Origin of the sequence: Enterococcus sp. CWB-B31 (assembly GCF_020567645.1) — a bacterium.
Classification (GTDB): domain Bacteria; phylum Bacillota; class Bacilli; order Lactobacillales; family Enterococcaceae; genus Enterococcus_L.
On sequence record NZ_JAJDJW010000001.1, the window covers coordinates 92,095 to 106,774 of the forward strand.

Annotated in this window: 13 protein-coding genes; 10 read left to right on the forward strand and 3 right to left on the reverse strand. The window is 40.0% G+C overall.

Annotated features, from left to right (window positions below; genetic code table 11):
* The first annotated feature begins 6 nt into the window (after positions 1-6).
* Positions 7-2,130 (forward strand): hydantoinase/oxoprolinase family protein, encoded by a 2,124-nt coding sequence (locus LI954_RS00375; RefSeq protein ID WP_229443177.1) that lies wholly within the window; start codon positions 7-9, stop codon positions 2,128-2,130.
* A 472-nt stretch (positions 2,131-2,602) separates the two neighbouring features.
* On the forward strand, positions 2,603-3,214 hold the full coding sequence (locus LI954_RS00380) for a hypothetical protein (RefSeq protein WP_229443178.1): 612 nt from the start codon (positions 2,603-2,605) through the stop codon (positions 3,212-3,214).
* A 741-nt stretch (positions 3,215-3,955) separates the two neighbouring features.
* On the opposite strand, the gene LI954_RS00385 is transcribed toward LI954_RS00380, so the two are convergent.
* Entirely contained in the window at positions 3,956-4,939 is a 984-nt protein-coding gene (locus LI954_RS00385) for an ABC transporter substrate-binding protein (protein ID WP_229443179.1), read from the reverse strand.
* Positions 4,940-4,943: 4 nt separating this feature from the next.
* Positions 4,944-5,687 (reverse strand): polysaccharide deacetylase family protein, encoded by a 744-nt coding sequence (locus LI954_RS00390; RefSeq protein WP_229443180.1) that lies wholly within the window; start codon positions 5,685-5,687, stop codon positions 4,944-4,946.
* Positions 5,688-5,787: 100 nt separating this feature from the next.
* On the opposite strand from LI954_RS00390, the gene LI954_RS00395 reads away from it, so the two are divergent.
* From LI954_RS00395 to LI954_RS00415, 5 genes are all read left to right on the forward strand, one after another.
* Positions 5,788-6,504 carry an ABC transporter ATP-binding protein gene (locus LI954_RS00395; RefSeq protein ID WP_229443182.1) on the forward strand — a complete coding sequence of 239 codons (717 nt, stop codon included), beginning with the start codon at positions 5,788-5,790 and terminating at the stop codon, positions 6,502-6,504.
* The gene (locus LI954_RS00400; protein WP_229443184.1) at positions 6,504-7,238 is read left to right on the forward strand and encodes an ABC transporter permease; all 735 of its coding nucleotides are present in this window, start codon (positions 6,504-6,506) and stop codon (positions 7,236-7,238) included. The genes LI954_RS00395 and LI954_RS00400 overlap by 1 nt, the downstream gene beginning before the upstream one ends.
* Positions 7,239-7,380: 142 nt before the next feature.
* On the forward strand, positions 7,381-8,052 hold the full coding sequence (locus LI954_RS00405; protein WP_229443185.1) for a hypothetical protein: 672 nt from the start codon (positions 7,381-7,383) through the stop codon (positions 8,050-8,052).
* A 318-nt stretch (positions 8,053-8,370) separates the two neighbouring features.
* Positions 8,371-9,291 carry an LCP family protein gene (locus tag LI954_RS00410; protein WP_202067026.1) on the forward strand — a complete coding sequence of 307 codons (921 nt, stop codon included), beginning with the start codon at positions 8,371-8,373 and terminating at the stop codon, positions 9,289-9,291.
* Positions 9,292-9,448: 157 nt separating this feature from the next.
* Positions 9,449-10,108: a hypothetical protein gene (locus LI954_RS00415; RefSeq protein WP_229443186.1), complete on the forward strand. Its 660-nt coding sequence runs from the start codon at positions 9,449-9,451 to the stop codon at positions 10,106-10,108.
* Positions 10,109-10,709: 601 nt separating this feature from the next.
* Here LI954_RS00415 and LI954_RS00420 read toward each other — a convergent pair.
* Entirely contained in the window at positions 10,710-11,306 is a 597-nt protein-coding gene (locus tag LI954_RS00420) for a TetR/AcrR family transcriptional regulator (RefSeq protein ID WP_229443187.1), read from the reverse strand.
* 213 nt (positions 11,307-11,519) lie between these two features.
* Here LI954_RS00420 and LI954_RS00425 point away from each other — a divergent pair, with 213 nt between their 5' ends.
* From LI954_RS00425 to LI954_RS00435, 3 genes are all read left to right on the forward strand, one after another.
* Entirely contained in the window at positions 11,520-12,425 is a 906-nt protein-coding gene (locus LI954_RS00425; RefSeq protein ID WP_229443188.1) for an ABC transporter ATP-binding protein, read from the forward strand.
* Position 12,426: 1 nt separating this feature from the next.
* Complete coding sequence (locus LI954_RS00430; protein ID WP_229443189.1) at positions 12,427-14,028, forward strand: ABC transporter permease; 1,602 nt, start codon at positions 12,427-12,429, stop codon at positions 14,026-14,028.
* A gap of 65 nt (positions 14,029-14,093) precedes the next feature.
* Positions 14,094-14,414: a VOC family protein gene (locus tag LI954_RS00435; RefSeq protein ID WP_229443190.1), complete on the forward strand. Its 321-nt coding sequence runs from the start codon at positions 14,094-14,096 to the stop codon at positions 14,412-14,414.
* The last annotated feature ends 266 nt before the right edge of the window (positions 14,415-14,680 follow it).

Genomic DNA, 14,680 nt, shown 5'->3' on the forward strand with positions numbered 1-14,680 from the left:
AAAAAAATGACTGAACGAAAGGTACGAATTGGAATAGATGTCGGAGGAACGCATACTAAAGCAGTTGCAATTGATAATCTGACGAAAGAAATTATCGGCAAATCCTCTGTAAAAACAACACATGATAGTGAAAGCGGCGTTTCAGGCGGTGTTGTTGCAGCATTTTTGAAATGTCTGGAAGAGTATGAGATTGCACCGGAGTCTGTGGTTTTTGTTGCCCACAGTACAACACAGGCAACGAATGCATTGCTGGAAGGCGATGTGGCAACAGTCGGTGTAATTGGAACCGGGGGCAATGGTATTGAAGGCTTTCTTGCAAAGCTGCAGACGAAGGTGAAAGATATTGATTTGGGAACTGGGCGAAAAATAGTAGTTATCAGTCGATATATTCCAGGAAAAGAATACACGGCAGCTGCAGTTGATCAGGCATTGGCTGAGCTAAGGTCTGAGAAGGTAAATGTGCTGGTTGCGACAAGTGCCTTTGGTGTTGATGATTTAACGAAGGAGCAGGAAATTCTGGCTGCTGCAGAAAAACAGGGCTTTTCCTGTACAATGGCATCGGAAATGACTAAGCTGTATGGATTATCCAGAAGAACCCGCACAGCTGTTATTAACGGCTCTATTCTTCCCAAAATGCTGGAAACAGCCAACTGTACAGAAGAAAGTGTAAGGGAAGCAGGAGTAGATGTTCCCCTGATGATTATGCGGGGAGACGGCGGTGTTATGGATGTTGGCGAGATGAAAAAGCGTCCGGTATTAACGATGCTTTCTGGGCCTGCTGCAAGTGTAATGGGCTCGCTGATGTATTTGCGGGCTTCAAACGGCATCTATTTTGAAGTAGGCGGAACATCCACGAATATTGGAGTGATTAAAGATGGACGGCCTGCAATCGATTATTCGCAAATTGGCGGCAGAAATACATATATCAGCTCTCTGGATGTACGGGTACTGGGAGTGGCAGGAGGCAGTATGGTTCGGGTAGAACAGCACAAACTGCTTGATATTGGACCGAGAAGTGCGCATATTGGCGGAATGGACTATGCCGCATTTACGCCTCTGGAAGAAATTGAAGAGCCGACGCTTGAATTCTTTTCTCCTAAAGAAGGCGATCCCAAAGATTATGCGGCGATTCGTTTAAAAAACGGCAAAAGAATTACAATTACCACAACAGATGCTGCCAATGTGTTGGGGCTGATTCAACCGGAACATTTTTCCTATGGAAATCAGGAGTCAATTCGAAAAGCAATGCAGCCGTTGGCGGACTATGTCAATAAAACTATTGAAGAGATGGCAGAGGAATTACTGGCATTGGCATTTGCTAAAATTCGGCCGGTGATTCTGTCATTGGCTGAGAAATATAAGCTGGAAAAAGATCAAATGTCTCTTGTAGGTGTCGGCGGCGGGGCCGCTTCACTAATCATTTATACCGCAGAAAAGCTGGGTTTAAACTACCAAATTCCAGAGAATGCAGAAGTAATATCCTCTATTGGCGTGGCCTTGGCCATGGTTCAGGATGTTGTGGAGCGAATGATTCCAAATCCGACACGGGAAGACATTAATGCCATCAAAAGAGAAGCTGCGGATAAAGCCATTGAGAATGGTGCAACAGAAGACAGCATAGAAGTGCATATTGATATTGATCCTCAAACACAGAAAATTACAGCGATTGCAACTGGATCAACAGAGGTTCAGACGACTGAGCTTCTTTCAGCCTGTACCGAAGAAGAGGCACACGAAATTGCCGGTACGGATTTGAGAGTAGGGGATGAACAGCTTCAACTCGTTGAACAAAGTGAGCACTTCTATGTTTTCAGTGCAAAAATTAAATCAGGAGATGCGGTGCGTGTGATTGACCGAAAAGGATTTATTCGTATGCAGCGTGGACATGCGAAAACCATTAAAACCCCGATGAGCAATTATATGGATGCAATCAGCTTTTTATGGGAAGAGATGGCCAACTACAAATCAGATTTGATTATCAGACCGGATTTCTATATCTGCGCGGGACCGAGAATGATGGATTTTTCCAGTAATGATTTTTCTCAGCTGATGATGCTGATTGAAGTGGAAATGGCGGATTTTCAATCAAATGAAGATGTGCTGATTATTGCAGCCAACCAGTCCTATTAGGACATGACTGAAAACGCTAGCGGTGAATATTTTGCTGTTTCTATGGAATTCTTCGTTATAAATATTCGCTTGTGAACCACATTGCCAGTCCTTCTATCTAATAGAACCCTCTAGCGGAAGGGGATGATTCATCCTCAAAAAGCTAATATTTTAATAGATCACTTAGTAAGAATAGGAAGTTATTATCAACTTTCAGCGAATAGCTGATAGAAACTTCCCTCGTTTGACAAAATAGTAACGATGATTAGGGAATAGATCGCTGAATAGTTTCCTTTCTTACTTCTGGGGAGACGAATCATGGTATGTGTACGAGAATAAGTTTCATTTTTCCAACCGTTGTTTATAGAGAAATGAATACGCTAAAATGAGCGAGCTCTTTTATTTGTTAAATTTAGACGTTCACAAAAATATCTGGAAATTTCGGATTCCGCTGAACTTTTCAGACACAACCTATTGAAAAGAGGAGAAAAGAATGGATTGGAGCGACGAATTTCTAGCTTATTTGGAATTAAAAAAATCTCTGTTTTTCAGATATATTCCTAAAGATGCTGTTCTTGAGTATATTTCTGGGGCATTGGATTTGGGATATAAGGGTGCGCTCGAAATAGAGAATAACGAAATCAGAGAGCTATACACCGCGCATGCTATTCAAATTCACTATATTGAGACTTCAGCAAAGATCGGAAGTGGAATGGTTCGGGCAGAGTTTGAGTATGATCACAGAGGTAGACATAAAGTTTTTTTGTATGCCGCAGCCATTCAGGAATTGATAAATACTACGGGCAGTACCGAAAAGCAAGTAGAGGATTTGCTGCTTGTCCATGAATGGTTTCATTTTCTGGAAAGTGAGCGTGGTTTTGCATACGAGCAATTACCCCCTCTGGAAGTTCCCGGCTTGTTTGGCAGAAAGAGAAAAGTAATGATACGTCAGCTAAGTGAGATTGCTGCTCATGCATTTGTCAGAGGATATCAGCAATTGCCGGTTTTACCGTTATTCTATGATGTGCAGGAGCTGGTAAAAAACGGGCAGCTGTCAGAAGAAGAAATGGTGGAAGAATATAAACAATTTCAAGAATATAAATAAAAAGTAAACTGTCCCCTATAGAGTAGACACTTAGAAAAAGAGTGTCCTCTAGGGGGATTTTTTTGCAGAGAAAATTTTTGTTTCTCCAACTTTTCAGATTTCATATAAAACAACTGCACTGGTCATTGTTGCCATAAAAGGATCAAGATATAATGAATGGACTTTAAAATGGTGAAATTCCTCAAAACTTCTATTGTTCAATATGAGCAGTCTGTCGAAATTTTGCAGGTTGCGCTGAATTTATGGAGGAAAGAAGCATGGTGAAGGGAGTGAATATGCACTGATAAAAGTGATATTCAACGATACGACGAATATCTGTTTATCCGTAAAAATACAGTAAAGTATTGAATCAGAAAAATCAGCGAGTTAGTGGGCTATGATCTGATTCTTTTCTTCGAAGCCTTCGAATGGTATCTCGCCTGTATGCAGCTTTGGCTGTTTTGCAAAAATTCTGCAAAAGACTGTGAGCGTTTTGATTGTATATAATTTAAAAAAGGGAACTCAAAAGAAAACAATGGGTCCGCTCTTCCATAAAGGTTATTGCAGTGAAAGCGCCGGCTATCTGGAGCAATTTGTACTTAAGCTGTCGATGAAGGTTGAGTAGAATAATTTATTGAATGAAGTATGATCATCTTAAAAAAAGAATAGCAGGAAATTTGAACATAGTAGCCTCAAAAAGTTAGACTTATTGAGCTCAGCACAAAACCCTGCTATCCTCTCCTGTGTTACTGCTTTAGACACCTATTTACTCAAATAGCTAAAATCGGTTAGTTCTTCATAAGTATATGCTTTATCTATTTGCCCTTTTTCTTTTGTCCATGTGATGATGGTTTCAAACTGATCTTCAGGAACAGCCTGAGCATATGGATAGCTGTCCGTCTGATTATCCAGATAGTTGCTCATTGCATTTGGAAATTGATAGTTAGTTAGAATATCTGCATATTCTGAAGCTTTATGCTCATTCATGTAGTCAATGGCCTGATTGTAGGCTCTGTAGAATGCAGCGACATCTTGAGGTCGATCAGCTAATACGGAATCCATAAATTGAATAGTGCCGCCCTTGATCCCTTGATCTTTAGAACTGCCCAAAACGATCGCGCCTTCTTGTGCCAGCATGCTTGCCTGTGGCTCTGTATAAACAGCGCCGTCCACCTGATTGTTTAGAAGTGCTTCAGAACGGGCAGAGAAGGAGGGAATATCAACTACTTCATAGGTGAAATCATCTTCATGAGCAAACTCATCCATAATGTATTCTAAAATAAAGTTGGGAACTAGGGTAACTTTTTTTCCATCTAGCTCTTTCATCTCAGTAATACCTGATTTTGGGGAAGCCAAAATTTTAAAGTCTTCCAAAATATCTGATGTAATAGTCATATCAATTCCGTTCTTTTTAAACGTTGCCTCGGTCATGACATCGCTGATCGTTCCATCCAGTTCTTTAGACTGGATTGCAACATTACGGTCTGTTGGTGCGGTAAAGGCTTTGATTGCTACATTTAATCCTAGTTCGTTAAAAAAGCCCTGTTCTTTGGCTAAAATAATGGGAATGGCTGATTCAGCTGGTAAAATACCGATATTTAAGGTTTGATCAGTAACCGCAGCTGCCTTACTTTCCACGGTGGAACTATCTGCTGAATTTTCTGAATCATTTGTATTATTTCCGCAAGCTGCCAAGCCTGCCATAGTGAATAAAAGAACTGTAGCTGTTCCTAAAATTTTTTTCATATTCCTATACCTCTTCCATCAAATTTTTAAATTGTTCTATTGATAATGAATAAGGGATGACATCCCGATGCAGTTCCAACGGATGGGTGTCTTTTGTATTGACCCCCGGCTTCGTTGTAAATGCCAGTTTAAAGCTCATTTCTTTTAATGTGTCAATTGTTCGTTGGTCATACAAGCCAAAAGGATAGGCAAACGCATCTTTGATATCAACAAACTGATTACAGTCGTACAAATCCTGTTTAAAGTCTTCCGTTGTTTCCCACATAGCAGAGGACATTGTTGTTCCTTTTCTCCGGTGAAAATGACTGGTATGATTGACGTACTCAAAAACATCCCGCATCTCTTCCAACTCTGCTGTGCTCAATACTCGGGAGCTGTTTGGATCATAGGCAGACGGTTCGTCAAATAGCCAGCCGGAGACGACAAATGCTGCGGCTTTCCAGCCAGCTTTTTTCAGGACCGGATAGGCGTATTCTTTCATCGACTGATAGCAGTCATCGAATGTGAGTAGAACCGATTTTTCCGGTAATAGAAGTTTTTTTTCATAGAAGCCTTGAACTTCGCCAATACTTAATGAATGGTAACCCGCATCCTTCAGATAGTTTATTTGTTCTTCAAAAAGAGGTAAACTATCAAATAACGGTAAAGGTAAGGAGTCCTCGTAACCGTCACTGACAGCAATGGGTCTTTGCCGGCCGTTCAGTTCTTTCTGAGGGCGAACTTCGTGGAATACAAGTGTTCTGAACACTGGAGTTTCACCTGACTTTCTTCAAAATAATTCAGATAACAGTATAACATAGAATCAGTGAAAAACAGTTGTGTAACTATGCACAAAAGGAGGTCGGGGTATGAGAATCAATTTGGAAGAAGTATCTTTCAGCTATGAAGAAAAAAATATTATTTCTGGTATGAACGTTTCTTTTGAAAAAGGGAAAACCTACGTGCTGTTGGGACGTTCTGGGGTAGGGAAAAGTACGCTGCTGGCTTTGCTGAAAGGATTTCAGCTGCCGGTTTCCGGCAAGATCAGTTATGAACAAACATCACAACGGCAAGTGGAAATTGTCTTTCAGGATTTACAGCTTTTTCCTTGGCAAACGGTTTATCAGGCAGTCGAAATGCCTCTGAAGATCCGGAAAGAGGAAAAAGACAGTTGTCAAACTAAAATTTGTCAGTTATTGGAGGAACTGGAATTGTCAGAGTTGTCAGCCAAGTTTCCTGATGAACTCAGCGGTGGTCAGCGGCAGCGGGTTGCCATGGCCCGAGGGCTGATTACAGAACCTGACTTTCTGCTGCTGGATGAACCAACCTCATCTTTGGATCAGGAAACAAAGGAACGAGCACAGGAGTTTATATTATCCGAGCAAAGAAAACGGCAGAATACAGTGATTACCGTCACACATGACATTGAAGAAGCAGTGTATCTGGGAGAAACCATTTTGATCATGGGCGGCGGCTCTGTGCTTAGTTACAAAAATCCAATATTTTCTTTTGATGAGCGTCGTGAATCAGTCGAATTTTATAAATTTTGTATTTTACTTAGAAATATTCTGAAAGGAGGCCATTGATGAAAAAACAAAAGATTGTTTCCTTTTTTATTGGTTTTCTTTCTCTCATTTTATTATGGCAGCTGTTAACATTTATAACAGAGAATCGGGCGGTCCCTGCTCCTTTAGGGACATTCCAAAGAGCTTGGTTGATGAAAACTGACCTTCTGCTTCATGCTGGGGCGAGTGTTTTAAGAATCGGTGCAGCACTTGTTTTTTCTCTGATAATCGGTCTTCCTTTAGGGATTTTACTAAGTCGAAGCAAGTGGATAGCGTTCTTATTTGGTCCCTTGATTTATTTTCTTTATCCCTTGCCAAAGGTTGCGTTCTTACCTGTGTTTATGATCTTTTTTGGTTTGGGGAATCTTTCAAAGATCCTATTAATTGTCGCAATTATTTCCATTCAGGTTACTGTTTCTATTCGGGACAGTGTTAACAATATCCCGAAAAATTATTATCGGGTGATGTCCAACTATAACAGCAGCCGACTCCAAACTGTTCGATTCCTGATTCTTCCGGCATTACTGCCGGGTCTGCTGGCAAGTTTAAGGGTAAGTACGGGAATTTCTCTGGCATCATTGTTTTTCGCCGAAAATTACAACACTGTCTATGGATTGGGCTATCTGATTTTGAGCGCGTGGTCCAAGATGGATTATGAAGAAATGTTTGCGGGTATCCTGATGATTGGACTGGCAGGTTATTTGATTTTCAGTTTGTTTGATACGCTCGAAAAGCGATTTTGCAACTATAAATGAGTTAATACAGATTAAATAACCTCCTGTATACCAAGCTTTTCAATTAAGAGAAATGATGTTGAGAAGTGTTCTGTCCGCATGCTACAATGGACAAAGAAAAGAATTGCTTTATAGACATAAAAGGAAGAGGCTGGAAAAAGGGATGAAAAAGAAAATTTTACTGGTTGCTGGTCTGACCATTTTACTTGCAGGATGTTCTGAATTGCCTCAGCAGGAAAGGAAGAAACAGGCAGAGGCAGAAGAATTTGGCTTGTTTGTGGACAAGCTTGCTGTACTTTTAAAAGAAAGAAAGCTCGAAGAAAAAGAGAAAGCGACAGAGGAAACCAGCAGCAGTTCTCAGGAAACAACAGCAGCTTCAACAGATGTTTCTGCAGAAGCAGTTCAAGAAGCAGCGGATAAAAGCCAGTATCCCTATATGGTTTCTTTAACAGATTTGGCAACTGTCGGAAGATTTTCAACGAATGGTATGAACACGCCAAATAATATTGACCTGTCATTCATTACTGAATCGAATGGGGTAGTCACAATGAGCTTTAATCAGCCGAGCTCTAACATTATTATGTACACAGCTTCGTATCGCCAAATACCCACCAAATCGATTCGTGTTTTCTCAGCAGGTACAAATGAAATCCGCACAGTTTCTGTAAATTCAGAGATTATATTGGAGTATCTGGCCAGTGCATACGGCGGGTTGGATCAGGGAAATCTGTATGTCTTTACCAATAGCGGCGGCGGGCTGTCTTTGGCAACACCAAATTATGCTGGAAATGCAGCGTCGGGACAAGAAGATGTTATGCTGGAATATTTACCTTAGTAAATGACTGTTGGTTTTGTTTACAGAGCTGAGGGAAAGAAGCAAGATAAAATCAAGGATGGCAAGAGATAGGTCCGTAGGTTTGTTTTTTTTTTGACAGGAAAAAAAGGATACTTGTTTACAATTAGTGCGTTTTAAAACTCTTTAAGTTTTGTCAGCTTATTTCTATGGATGTTAGGATAGAGTAGTGTCTTAAGATACTTATAATAGATTGAAATAACAGTTGCTTTAAAAAGAATTACAAAGTAAAATTTAAAAAGATATCTTCTATCACTTTTATTTTAATGAAATTTTTATTCAAGACTAGGAGGTCATGAATTGTCAAGAGGAAAAAAAATTCTATTAGTTGTGTTAAGTGTGCTTGCGGTTATCGTAGTGGGTACAATTGCTCTGAGTGCCAAAGTATATAATGATATTTCAAAAACTGTATCAAAAACCTATGAAACAGTTGAGAGGCAGGCTGAACCTTTACGTGAGGAAGAAGTCAGTATTCAGGAGCAGGATGCTTTTTCAGTTCTTTTAATGGGAATTGATACTGGTGACTTAGGTCGTGTGGAGCAGGGAAGATCAGATACGATGATGATTGCTACTGTTAGTCCTGAAAAACAACAGACAACCATTGTCAGTATTGCCAGAGATACATATACAGAAATTGTAGGTTACGGAACACAAGATAAGATTAATCATGCCTACGCTTTTGGCGGAGCGTCCATGTCAATGGATACGGTGCAGAAAATGCTGGATATTCCTGTAGACCATTATATCTCCATAAATATGCAGGGATTGAAAGAGCTGGTAGATGCAGTTGGCGGGATTACTGTAAGCAATACCCTGGATTTTAGTCAGGATGGCTACGACTTCAAAGTTGGACAAGTGGAACTGGATGGAGAGAAGGCTCTTTCTTACTCACGGATGCGTTATGAAGATCCCAATGGGGATTACGGCAGACAGGAACGTCAAAGAAAGATTGTTGACGGACTTGCCAGAAAGCTGCTGACATTTTCAGGAGCGGCTAAATACAAGGAAGTACTGGACGCAGTTGGCGAACACGTGAAAACCGATATGAGCTTTGATGATATGAAAACGTTGGCTCTAAATTATCGTTCGGCATTAGGTGCCATTAAACAGGATCAGTTGAAAGGCGAAGGCTTTATGCAGGATGGTGTTTCCTATCAGGGGATTTCTTCTGAAGAAATGACGCGTGTACAAACTGAACTGAAAGAACAGCTTGGTCTGTAAGCTTATTTGAGTGATGTTGAATCAATGTTTGATGAATTTACTATGAGTAGAAGTAATGACCCGGTCCTAGACAACTAAATGGACGGGTCATTTTTAGTTGCTGACAGACAGATGAGTATGCTGTCCTGTTAAATAAAGAAGTGGAGTGAACCAAGGCATGAATATGTTGTTTATTTTTGAAGATGGAATGGCTACGACCTTTTATTTATATCTGTTGAAAGATGGAAAGAAAAAACTGCTTCGGTTTTCGCCTGAGGTACAGTATCAGAGTGGTGAGACACTTTCGCAGAAATATAGGCTGCTTTCTACCACAGCATTTATTGATTTTTTCGAAACAGCCGTACAGCTTAAAATAGAAAATTTCGTAATCGCTGATAAGGAAAGAGTTCTTGATTTTCTCTTTAAAAATAAACAGGAGCTTGTGATTAACAATCCTGCAACGTTTACCTATACTGCAAGTGATCGATATTTCGAAAAGGGCAAACAGCATGTAACTAAGGCAGCATTGACTGATTTTATCAGCTATCAGTTGGATGCTCCAAATCAGCTGGGGATTTTTGAACGACAGGAACATGTATTGAGATTAATAAAGAATGAGCTGGTGGGGGATAAGCGGATAACTGCAATCCCTAAAAAATTTAATGAGCTGAATAAAAGCGTCACAACCAATATGAAACTGCCGACGCTGCTGAAATTTTTTAAAGCATACAGGGAAACAGATAAAGGGAAAACACAACGATTGACAGTACCGGATGTTTTGAGTGGTTCAGATAAGCTGAACTGGCCGCAAAAGAAGATTGAAACATTTATAAATTGAGGCTGACTAAAGCAAACATAAAGGTTAAATAAATAGAGAGGTCGTGAGGTTGTGACAAAAGCGATCAGCTCCGAGAATATAAGAAGGAATATCCGAAAATAGTCAAGGAACACTAGTCATAGAATGAATAGCTGTGAATTAATACACTGCGCTGCGCTTCGATCACCTCAACTTCTACGTATGAAACATACGAGAGTTGACAGTCTTCACTAGGATTGCTTTAGCAGAATAGATGAAGTCCTGTTACCTACTCGGTGAAGGAACTGCTCCTGCGGTTACTCGTCGCAAAAAGAATTTTTGCTTTTGTACCTCCGTTTATTCGAGGGTAGATATGAAGAGAGTTTGGAACTTTTTTTCTGCCTCACTTTCACAGACCCTTCAGTTTTTGTTTTACAGGTATAGTACCAGCAGGGTTAAGAGTATGATGGTGACAGCACCAATGGTCATCAGGAGTTCATCTTTTGGTGGAGTACCATATTTTCCAAGGGATCAGACACACCTTTTCTTTCAATGATTTTTTACTTCTGGAAAGCTGCTTGTAATAACTTTTAAGAACAAATAAATGGAACCTGAAAAAGAGACGAAACAGCAAACTATTTAATCAGTTTGTTGTTTCGTCTCTTTTTCCATAAATTCCATATAAGAAAATAGCTGTAATTTCATCGGTAAATGGCAGTATAGTTTTATAGATGTCTTCATTTTGCATCGAGGTTGAAAGCAGCTGCATATAAATCAGCAATGCCTGATCAGAAATATCTTTGTTGACAACGCCCTCTTCTTTTCCTTGATCAAATAATGTCTGGTACATGGTTATTCCTTTTGTCAAAAAATTCTTCATATACGGATTATCAGACTCACTGAACTTCAGCATAATAAATTCATAAAATTCGGGATGGATGTCTTTTGATAATTGGCTTTTAGTGAATATCAGGTACTGCATCTTTTCTTCGAAGCTTTTGTCAGAATGGATTATTTGAAAAAAATCATTATATGTTTTATTAAAGTAGAGAGTACATGACTCAATAAGCAGGTTTTCTTTTGCATCGAAATAGTTAAAGATGGTGACAGGTGAAACCTTTGCCGAAGCAGCGATGGCTTGTACGGAAGTGTTCTTAATCCCATTTTTCATAAATAAATCCAGAGCTGCCTGAAGAATGTTTTGTTCTTTTTCTTTTCTTCTCCGTTCAAAACCATTCATGTGTCTTTTCAGCTCCTCTTTGAAAATCCTCGATAGTTTCTGTTTGCTATTTTAATATAGGATATTTTTTGAATTATTTCAACGTGTTGAATAGAAAAGCTCTTGCTATAAAAAAGCAAAGAGCGTATATTATGAATTATAATTTTGGTAATAATTCATAATTAAGAAAATAAATAAGTCGATATAAATACTTGAAGATACAGGAGAAATAAAATGAATATCATTGAGTTGTCAGGTGTAACAAAAAAATTTGGACGCTTTGAAGCATTGAAATCAATTGATTTAACTGTAAGAAAAGGAGAAATTTTGGGCTTTATTGGACCTAACGGAGCTGGGAAATCGACAACAATTAAAACGTTGTTAGGAGTTTTAAAAGCAACCTCAGGAGAAGCAAAGGTCTTCGGGATGGATTCATGGAAAGACACTGTTGAAATCCATAAAAGAATTGCTTATGTACCGGGAGATGTTAATCTCTGGCCAAATCTGACTGGCGGTGAAGTCATTGATCTGTTTATGTCGCTGCAAGGCAGTCCGGCTATTGAGAAACGGGATGAGCTGATTCGTCGTTTTGATTTAGATCCGACAAAAAAATGTCGTACGTATTCAAAGGGGAATCGGCAAAAAATTGCACTGATCGCTGCTTTCGCAAGTAATGCAGAACTGTTTATACTGGATGAACCAACCTCAGGGCTAGATCCTTTAATGGAAAGAGTGTTTCAGGAGTATGTGGAGGAAGCTAAAGCGCAAGGGAAAACAGTTCTGCTTTCCAGCCATATTTTATCCGAAGTGGAGAAGCTTTGCGATCGTATTACGATTATCAGAGAAGGAAAAATTGTTGAAACAGGTTCACTGAAAGAGATGCGTCACTTGACTCGTACTTTGCTGACTGTTGCAACTAAATTACCTGTACCTGATCTGGAGCAGCAGGAAGGAGTTCATGATTTTACCGGGACAAACACAGCGTTCAGTTTTCAGGTAGATACAGAAAAGCTCAGTGGTGTTATTCAATATTTGTCCCCTTTTACAGTCCTGAAATTGGAAAGTACACCGCCAACACTGGAAGATCTTTTTATGAGGCATTATGAGGATAAAAAAGGGAATCTGGAAGGAGATTATTAAAATGGATATCTATTTTTCCGGATGGCTTAGATTATTAAGACTGAATCTTCGCAGAGACCGCTGGCAGATTTTATTTTGGATATTGGGAATTGCTGGGATGTCAATCATTGTAGCGAGGGCATTTTCTGAGTTGTTTCCAACTGCTGAAGAACGTCAGATAATGGCAGAGACAGTGAGAAACCCAGCAATGATTGCCATGATTGGTCCAAGCTCCAGTCTGGACAACTATACCCTAGGTGCAATGTTTGGACATGAAATGACTTTATTCATGGCACTGACTGCTGCAGTAATGACAATCTTACTGACAGCACGCCATACCAGGGGAGATGAGGAGGATGGACAGCTTGAAATGATTCGTGCGTTGGCTGTTGGTCGACTGGCACCGTTGATTGCGGTGATGGTTGAGATGCTGCTGATTAGTTTGCTGATTGCTGTGACAAATGGGGTGGGTGTCGGTATTTTAGGGATTGAAACGATGCCGATAAGCTCCTCGCTTTTATATGGTGCAGCTTTGGGCGGGACAGCTCTGGTGTTTTCAGGAGCAGCGGCGATTTTTGCTCAGTTAACTGAAACAAATCGGGGAACAATCGGTTTTTCTCTCAGCTTTTTAGGAATTGCCTACCTTTTCAGGGGCTTTACAGATTTAAAAAATGAATCGCTGTCCTGGGTTTTGCCAGCAGCTTGGCCTTATAAGACGGAAGTCTTCGTAAATGATTTCTGGTTTCCGGTACTATTAAGTATTGTTGCTGCAGGCTGCTTTTTCGCAGTCAGCCTCTACTTGAACAGTATTAGAGATTTGGGTTCCGGCTTCATTCCTCAGAGAAAAGGTCGCAGTCATGCCGGACGTTTATTAAGAACGCCATTAGGCTTGAGCTTCCGCTTGATAAAAACAATATTGATCAGCTGGCTGGCCGTATTGTTTATTGCAGGTGCCAGTTATGGTTCTTTCTTTGGAGATCTGGAAAGCTTCTTTAAATCAAATGATATGCTGGTGCTGCTTTTGCCCAAGGACAGCAATTATTCTTTAACGGAACAGTTTATGACTGTTTTGATGGTTATTTTATCTATTTTAAGTACCATTCCTGTTGTATCTATTCTTCTGAAAATCTATGGGGAGGAAAAGAAGGGACGGATGGACCAGCTGCTGTCCAAGGAAGTCAATAGATTTCAGTTGTTAGGCTCCTATTTTATTCTTGGCTTCTTCACAGCTGCTTTGATGATTCTGACCGGAATAATTGGGCTGTATTTTGCATCCAGCAGTGTGATGGCTCAGCCGATTTCGCTGGCAGTAATGATGAAATCAGGGTTTGTTTATTTACCGGCTATCTGGTTTGTGTTGTCTCTAAGTGCTATTTTGGTCGGCTATTTGCCGGGTTGGAGCAGTTTGGTGTGGGTGTATCTGGGCTTTTCATTTTTTGTTGATTACTTTGGCAATCTTTTAGATGTACCGGACTGGCTGAAAAACATTTCCGTATTCAGCTATATTCCGCGTCTTCCGGTGGATTCGTTTAGCTGGCAGCCGCTGCTGATTATTAGCGGTATTGCTGTTGTCTTTTCCTTGATCGGGTTTTATGGCTATCGTGAAAGGGATATTCTGGGATAATGAAAATAAAACCTTTCTTCCAGTCAGGCAGCTGCTTCTGGCTGAAAATTGGAGAGGAACCTCAGATGATTATACCAAGTTTTTTCTTTGCAAATGATCTATACGGAAAATCAAGAGAAGCAATGAATGAGTGGATCGAAACTTTTGGTAATGGAGAAATTATCTTTGATCTTCCAGATGAAGAAGGGAAAATGCAGTTAGCAAAATTTAATCTCTTTGATCAAATCTTTTATATTATGGATAGTACAATTCCGCACGACTTTACTTTTTCTTTGGGCAATTCGTTTTATGTATACTGCAAAGATCAGGATGAAATAGGCCGATTATGGAATCGAATTATTTCTGAGGGAGAAGAGTATCCATCCCTGCGGCTGGATGCTGGATAAATTCGGTGTTGCCTGGCAGACAGTAACGGAGAACATGGACGACCTGTTTGATTCACGAGACCCTGAAAAGGCCTATAAAACTACCCTTGCTATGTATGAGAGGATAGTAGCAAGCTTCGTAGAATTCATAAGGAAGCATAATGAGAGGAGATGGAATGGAAGGCTGATACTTCTGTTCCATCTTTATTTAGTAAAAAGAAATAAGTACTGGAATAATTGAGTCTACCTCCAAAAGATTTAAAATAATGACAGCTTCAGGAATCAGA

Excerpts from the sequence above, each read along its gene's own strand:
- LI954_RS00375 (WP_229443177.1), top strand. The coding sequence starts at position 7 with ATGACTGAACGAAAGGTACGAATTGGAATAGATGTCGGAGGAACGCAT.
- LI954_RS00380 (WP_229443178.1), top strand. The coding sequence starts at position 2,603 with ATGGATTGGAGCGACGAATTTCTAGCTTATTTGGAATTAAAAAAATCT.
- LI954_RS00385 (WP_229443179.1), bottom strand. The coding sequence starts at position 4,939 with ATGAAAAAAATTTTAGGAACAGCTACAGTTCTTTTATTCACTATGGCA.
- LI954_RS00395 (WP_229443182.1), top strand. The coding sequence starts at position 5,788 with ATGAGAATCAATTTGGAAGAAGTATCTTTCAGCTATGAAGAAAAAAAT.
- LI954_RS00400 (WP_229443184.1), top strand. The coding sequence starts at position 6,504 with ATGAAAAAACAAAAGATTGTTTCCTTTTTTATTGGTTTTCTTTCTCTC.
- LI954_RS00405 (WP_229443185.1), top strand. The coding sequence starts at position 7,381 with ATGAAAAAGAAAATTTTACTGGTTGCTGGTCTGACCATTTTACTTGCA.
- LI954_RS00415 (WP_229443186.1), top strand. The coding sequence starts at position 9,449 with ATGAATATGTTGTTTATTTTTGAAGATGGAATGGCTACGACCTTTTAT.
- LI954_RS00420 (WP_229443187.1), bottom strand. The coding sequence starts at position 11,306 with ATGAATGGTTTTGAACGGAGAAGAAAAGAAAAAGAACAAAACATTCTT.
- LI954_RS00425 (WP_229443188.1), top strand. The coding sequence starts at position 11,520 with ATGAATATCATTGAGTTGTCAGGTGTAACAAAAAAATTTGGACGCTTT.
- LI954_RS00430 (WP_229443189.1), top strand. The coding sequence starts at position 12,427 with ATGGATATCTATTTTTCCGGATGGCTTAGATTATTAAGACTGAATCTT.
- LI954_RS00435 (WP_229443190.1), top strand. The coding sequence starts at position 14,094 with ATGATTATACCAAGTTTTTTCTTTGCAAATGATCTATACGGAAAATCA.